At 70.0% G+C, this 6,496-nt stretch carries 7 protein-coding genes; all 7 read left to right on the top strand.

The genetic code is table 11. From position 1 onward, the window contains the following. Positions 1 to 355 (top strand): inositol monophosphatase family protein (locus ACFPZL_RS08495; protein ID WP_382335095.1); only part of this gene is annotated, 355 nt, incomplete at its 5' end. Further along, the gene (cysD, locus tag ACFPZL_RS08490; RefSeq protein ID WP_218116307.1) at positions 352 to 1,272 is read left to right on the top strand and encodes a sulfate adenylyltransferase subunit CysD; all 921 of its coding nucleotides are present in this window, start codon (positions 352 to 354) and stop codon (positions 1,270 to 1,272) included. The genes ACFPZL_RS08495 and cysD, both read left to right, overlap by 4 nt. Continuing rightward, positions 1,272 to 2,516: a sulfate adenylyltransferase subunit CysN gene (gene cysN, locus ACFPZL_RS08485; protein ID WP_218116306.1), complete on the top strand. Its 1,245-nt coding sequence runs from the start codon at positions 1,272 to 1,274 to the stop codon at positions 2,514 to 2,516. The genes cysD and cysN overlap by 1 nt, the downstream gene beginning before the upstream one ends. Positions 2,517 to 2,760: 244 nt before the next feature. Then, the gene (locus ACFPZL_RS08480; RefSeq protein WP_218116305.1) at positions 2,761 to 3,837 is read left to right on the top strand and encodes an ABC transporter substrate-binding protein; all 1,077 of its coding nucleotides are present in this window, start codon (positions 2,761 to 2,763) and stop codon (positions 3,835 to 3,837) included. Then, the gene (locus ACFPZL_RS08475) at positions 3,834 to 4,589 is read left to right on the top strand and encodes an ABC transporter ATP-binding protein (RefSeq protein WP_382332889.1); all 756 of its coding nucleotides are present in this window, start codon (positions 3,834 to 3,836) and stop codon (positions 4,587 to 4,589) included. Before ACFPZL_RS08480 ends, ACFPZL_RS08475 begins: the two co-directional genes overlap by 4 nt. Beyond that, on the top strand, positions 4,586 to 5,458 hold the full coding sequence (locus ACFPZL_RS08470) for an ABC transporter permease (protein ID WP_218116304.1): 873 nt from the start codon (positions 4,586 to 4,588) through the stop codon (positions 5,456 to 5,458). Before ACFPZL_RS08475 ends, ACFPZL_RS08470 begins: the two co-directional genes overlap by 4 nt. A gap of 274 nt (positions 5,459 to 5,732) precedes the next feature. After that, on the top strand, positions 5,733 to 6,224 hold the full coding sequence (locus ACFPZL_RS08465) for an RrF2 family transcriptional regulator (protein ID WP_328798033.1): 492 nt from the start codon (positions 5,733 to 5,735) through the stop codon (positions 6,222 to 6,224). Positions 6,225 to 6,496: the final 272 nt, after the last annotated feature.

Raw genomic sequence — 6,496 nt, 5'->3', positions numbered from 1 at the left:
CGAGCGCCTGCGCCTGGCGGTCTCGCGCACCCGGGCGACACCCCTCGTCCAACGGCTCGCGGCCGAGCTCGACGCCGAACTCGTGCCCATGGGCTCGGCCGGGTTCAAGGCCGCCGCCGTGGTGCGCGGCGAGGCCGACGCCTACGTGCACACCGGCGGTCAGTACGAGTGGGACTCGGCGGCTCCGGTCGCGGTCGCCCGCGCCGCGGGTCTCTTCGCCTCGCGCGTCGACGGTAGACCACTGGAGTACAACAACGCGAACCCCTATCTGCCCGATCTCGTGGTCTGCAACCCGCTGATCGCCGACGAGCTGCTCGGGCGGGTGGCATCGATCCTGGAGGAGGATGCACGATGACCGAGATCACCGATACGCGGCGCTACGGGCTCACCCACTTGGACTACCTCGAGTCCGAGGCCATCTTCATCATCCGCGAGATCGTGGCCGAGAACGAGAACCCCGGCATGCTCTTCTCCGGCGGCAAGGACTCCATCGTCATGCTGCACCTGGCGGCGAAGGCGTTCGCCCCCGGGCCGATCCCCTTCCCCGTCGTGCACATCGACACGGGCCACAACTTCGACGAGGTGCTCGAGTTCCGCGACCGCCGCGTCTCCGAGCTCGGTGTGCGCCTGATCGTGGGCTCGGTGCCCGAGGCGATCGAAGCCGGGCTGGTGCGGGAGGATCCGAGCGGATCGCGCAACCGGATCCAGACCCCGGTGCTGCTGAAGACGGCCGAGGATCACGGTCTCAGCGCGCTGATGGGCGGCGCCCGGCGCGACGAGGAGAAGGCCCGAGCGAAGGAGCGCGTCTTCTCGTTCCGCGACGACTTCGGCCAGTGGGATCCGAAGAACCAGCGGCCCGAGCTCTGGGCGCTCTACAACGGCCGCATCCATCCGGGCGAGAGCATCCGCTGCTTCCCGCTCTCGAACTGGACCGAGCTCGACATCTGGCACTACATCGCCCGCGAGGGGATCGAGGTGCCGGCCATCTACTACGCCGCGGAGCGCGAGGTCTTCCTGCGGAACGGCATGTACTTCGCGGTGAACCAGCACTGCCGCCCGAAGGAGGGCGAGGAGGTGTTCACCAAGACCGTGCGCTACCGCACGGTGGGCGACGCCACGCTCACGGCGGCGGTGCCCTCTGACGCGCGCACGGTCGAGGCCGTGATCGACGAGATCGCGGCGACGCGCATCACCGAGCGCGGGGCGACCCGAGGCGACGACAAGGTGAGCGAGGCCGCCATGGAAGACCGCAAGAAGGAAGGGTACTTCTGATGGACATCCTCCGCATCGCGACCGCCGGATCCGTCGACGACGGCAAGAGCACCCTGATCGGGCGGCTGCTCTACGACTCGAAGTCGATCTTCACCGACCAGCTCGAAGCGGTCGAGCGCACGAGCGTGCAGCGCGGAGACGACTACACCGACCTGGCGCTGCTCACCGACGGACTGCGCGCCGAGCGCGAGCAGGGCATCACCATCGACGTCGCCTACCGCTACTTCTCCACCCCGCGGCGGAAGTTCATCATCGCCGACACCCCCGGTCACATCCAGTACACGAGGAACATGGTCACCGGCGCGTCGACCGCAGACCTCGCCATCATCCTCGTCGACGCCCGCAAGGGACTGCTCGAGCAGAGTCGGCGGCACGCCACCATCGTGTCGATGCTGCGGGTGCCGCACGTCGTGCTGGCGATCAACAAGATGGATCTCGTCGACTGGTCCGAGGAGGTGTACGAGGAGATCCGCCGCGAGTTCGTCGACTTCGCGGCACGGCTCGACTTCACCGACGTCACGGTGATCCCGCTCTCGGCGCTCAAGGGCGACAACGTCGTGGCCCGCTCCGAGCATATGGACTGGTACCAGGGCGCCTCGCTCATGCACCACCTCGAGAACGTCTACATCGCCAGCGACCGGAACCTGATCGACATCCGTTTCCCGGTGCAGTACGTGATCCGGCCCCAGAACGGCCGGGGCGACTACCGCGGGCTCGCCGGCCAGATCATCGGCGGCGTGCTGCGCCCCGGCGACGACGTGATCGTCCTGCCCAGCGGGATGCCGTCGACGGTGAAGGCCATCGACACGGCCGACGGCGAGGTCGAGGCCGCCTACCCGCCGATGTCGGTGGTCGTGCGATTGGACGACGAGATCGACATCTCCCGCGGCGACATGATCAGTCGGCCGAACAACCAGCCCGAGGCGATGCAGGACATCGACGCGATGATCTGCTGGATGGACAGCGCCCCCCTCACCGTCGGGGCCAAGTACGCCATCAAGCACACGACCCGCACGGCGCGCGCGATGGTCAAGGAGATCAAGTACGAGCTCGACATCAACACGCTGAGCCGCACGCTCGCGCCGACGTCGCTCGAGCTGAACGGCATCGGGCGACTGACCCTGCGGACCACGCAGCCGCTGCTCGTCGACCCCTATCGCCGCAACCGGCAGACCGGCTCGTTCATCCTGATCGACGAGGCGACGAACCGCACGGTCGGGGCGGGCTTCATCACCGAGAACTGATCGCGGCCGGGAGTGCCGCCGCCGGGGATCGCAGCGAAGGTCGCCGAGGATCGCTGCCGGTGGCGGTGCCGGTGGGGTGGTGCCGGTGGCGGTGCAGATGCCGGCGCCGATGGCGATGCCGGTGGCCCTGCCGGTGGTACTGCCGACCATCCAGGAGGATTGCGTATCTTTCCCTCAATTCCTACTAAACCCCTGGTATTCAGATACTTGTCCGACGACGACGTCGGGGTTCAGGGGAATTCACATGCGTACTCGACCATCTCTCGCGACCGCACTGCTCGCGACGGCTCTGCTCACTGGCGGGGCGCTCGCCCTCACCGCCTGCTCGGGAACCGCGGCTCCGGCCGCCGACTCCCCATCGGGCGAACCGGAGGCGCCCGAGAGCTTGACCATCGGCTTCTTCCCGAATCTGACCCACGCGCCCGCGATCGTCGGGCTGGCCGGCGGAGAGTTCCAGGCGGCGCTGGGCGACGGGATCGAGATCGAGACCGCCACCTTCAACTCGGGCACCGAGGAGATCGAGGCGCTCTTCGCCGGCGGCATCGACATCGGCTTCATCGGGCCGAGCCCGACCGTCACCGGATGGCAGAAGAGCCGCGGCGAGGCGCTCCACGTGATCGCCGGCGCGGCTGCGAACGGCGCCGCACTGGTGGTGCGCGACGGGATAGACACGGTCGAGGATCTCGACGGGGCCACGATCGCGACCCCGTCGCTCGGCAACACCCAGGACATCGCGGCGCGCCACTGGCTGCAGGAGCAGGGCTACGCGACCGATACGTCGGGCGGCGGCGACGTGAAGCTCCAGCCGCAGGACAACGCGACCGCGCTCACCGCGCTGCAGGTCGGATCGATCGACGGCGCCTGGGTGCCCGAGCCCTGGGCCACCCGCATGGTCCTCGAAGCCGGGGCGCACGTGCTGGTCGACGAGCCGGAGCTGTGGGAGGGCGGCCGCTTCGTCACCACCAACGTCATCGTGAGCACCGAGTTCCTGGAGCGCTACCCGAGCACGGTCCGCGCCTTCCTGGACGGACTCCTCGACACGCTCGAGTCGATGGAGAGCGACCCGGCCGCCGCGCAGGCCCTCCTCGCCGAGGAGATCGGCCGGATCTCGGGGTCGACGCCGAAGGTCGACCAGCTGGCCGCCGCCTGGGAGAACGTCGTCTTCACCGCCGACCCGCTGGCTGCGACGCTCGAGATCCAGGCGCAGCACGCGGTCGACCTCGAACTGCTCGACCCGGTCGACCTCGACGGTCTCTACGAGCTCGACCTGCTGAACGAGGCGCTCGCCGCACGCGGCGAGCCGGCGGTGAGCGCACGATGAGCACCGCGGCGGTCGTCATCGACCGGATCTCGATGCGCTACCCGCGCTCGCACACCCACGCGCTCGTGGATGTCGACCTGACGGTTGCGGAGGGCGAGTTCCTCTGCCTGCTCGGCCGATCGGGATGCGGGAAGAGCACCCTGCTCTCCCTCATCGCCGGGCTCGAGCAGCCGACCGCCGGTTCCGTCAACCTCGGCGGCCGCCGGGTCGGCATGATGTTCCAGGATTCGGGGCTGTTCCCGTGGCTCACCGTCCAGGGCAACATCGAACTCGCCCTCCGTCTCTCGGGCGTGCCACGACGCGACTGGGCGGACCGCATCGACGAGCTGCTCGAGATCGTCAGGCTCCCCGGGGCGCAGCAGCAGCGACCGCACGAACTCTCGGGCGGCATGCGCCAGCGCATCGCGCTCGCCAGATCGCTCGCTCAGGACTGCCAGGTGCTCCTCATGGACGAGCCCTTCGGCGCACTCGACGCGATCACCCGCGATGCGATGCACGACGAGATCGAGCGCATCGCGGCCGAGCGCCGCCTCACGGTGCTGTTCGTCACCCACAACGTGCGGGAGGCCGTGCGCCTGGGCGACCGGGTCGTGGTCATGCAGCCCGGCCCGGGTCGGGTGGCGAGCCAGCTCGATGTCGATCTGCCGAGGCCCCGGCGCATGGACGACCCCGAGATCGCCCTGCGCGCGGGCCACCTGCACGATCTGCTGAACGGGCAGGTCGATCGAGGCTTCGGGAGGGCCGCCGCATGAGCACCATCACGAGACTCTCCGGACTCGACCTCCCGGGGACGCCGGGGACGCTGAGCCCGCGTGCGGCACGACCGGCCCTGCCTCGAGCGAATCGCATTTGGGCGGCGATCTGGCCGGGCCTGCTCGCCGTGCTCATCGTGCTCGGGGCCTGGCAGCTCCTCTACCTCTCGGGGATCAAGCCGAGCTACGTCCTCCCCGATCCGCTCACGGTCCTGACCCGGCTCGGCGAACTGGCCGTCACTGCGGAGTTCTGGGTCGGGGCCGCCACCACGATGACCCGTGCGGTCGTGGGGTTCGCGATCGCCCTTACGATCGGCACGGTGCTCGGAGCGGCCGTCGCGCGGTCCCGGGTGCTCCGCGCCGCGATCGGCTCGCTGCTCTCCGGGCTGCAGACGATGCCGTCGATCGCCTGGTTCCCGCTTGCGATCCTCTTCTTCGGCCTCACCGAGCAGGCGATCATGTTCGTGATCGTGCTGGGCGCCGCTCCGTCCATCGCAAACGGCCTCATCTCGGGCATCGACGACGTGCCCCCGCCCCTCCTTCGCGCGGGCCACGCGCTCGGCGCCCGCGGCTTCGCCCTGCTCCGCTTCGTGATCCTGCCCGCCGCCCTGCCCACCTACGTCGCCGGGCTGAAGCAGGGATGGGCGTTCGCCTGGCGTTCGCTGCTCGCCGGCGAGCTGCTGGTCACCATCTCGCAGGCGACCGCGCTCGGCGTCCTGCTCTCGAACGCGCGGAACTTCGCCGACGCGCCGACGCTCCTGGCGGTCATGATCGTGATCCTGATCATCGGGATGCTCATCGACGGCGCCTTCTCCTGGGCGGCGAGCCGGATCCGCCGTCGCCGCGGGCTCGGGGCGGTACGGCTATGAGACGTCCGGACGGCACCCGTGGCGCGAGCGGAGCGGTCCGAGCTCGCTCGGAGGTTCGGGCTGATCCTGCAGTTCGGGAGGACCGTGCAGTTCGGGAGGACCGTTCCCGCGGATTCGATCAGCCGGAACTGCAGGATCAGCCGGAACTGCTGCCCCACGCCGCTCGGGGCGGTACGGCTATGAGACGTCCGGACGGCGGGGGCCGCACGGACGACGCGGGTGAAGCAGGCGGCACGGGCGACGCCGCTTCGCCCGCGCCCCTCCGATTGCTACAGTGAAGGTCTTCGGAGACATGGGCGGGTGGTATACGGTGCAGGTCACGGCACGCGTCGACTATGCGGTGCGGGCGCTCGCCGAGCTGGCGGCTCGGCAGGGCGGGAGCGCGACGCGCACGCAGCTCGCCGAGGCGCAGGGCATACCGTCGAAGTTCCTCGAGGCGATCCTCCGCGACCTGCGGAAGGCCGGGCTCGTCGTCGCGCACCGCGGCGCGACCGGCGGATACGCCCTCGCGGGTTCACCAGACGAGATCACGATCGCCGATGTGGTCCGGGCCGTGGACGGGCCGCTGGCCGCGGTGCGCGGTGCCGCGCCGGAATCCGTCGAGTACCAGGGTGCAGCCGCACCGCTGCGCGAGGTCTGGATCGCGGTGCGCGCCTCGCTGCGGCTCGTCCTCGAGGCCACGACGCTCGCCGACCTCGTCGACGGCCGGCTCCCGACCAACGTGCGCTCGCTGCTCGACGGCGACGACGTCTACGAGCGGCGCTAGGGCATCGGGCTCCGGGCATCGAATCGGTTCCTCGCAGCCGCGGGTCGGTCTGCCGATTCGGGTGGGCTCGGGGAGATGCCTGTCAGGGTGCGTCAGTGTGCGTCAGGATCCGTCGTCGGCGGCGAGACCCGCGGCCGCGCGCAGGCCCTCTTCCACCGCGGCTCGCACCAGTCCGCCGACGATGCGGTCGGGGTGGGCGATGCCCAGATCCCGGAGCGCCTCCGTCGCCTGCCGCACCACGGCGCGTGAGAGCTCGCCCGCAGCGCTGAGCG

It is taken from the genome of Leucobacter soli (assembly GCF_042659205.1).
In the GTDB taxonomy this organism is placed as follows: Bacteria; Actinomycetota; Actinomycetes; order Actinomycetales; family Microbacteriaceae; genus Leucobacter; species Leucobacter soli.
Note: the sequence above shows the minus strand (reverse complement) of the source record. Positions and strands in the feature narration are given on the sequence as shown.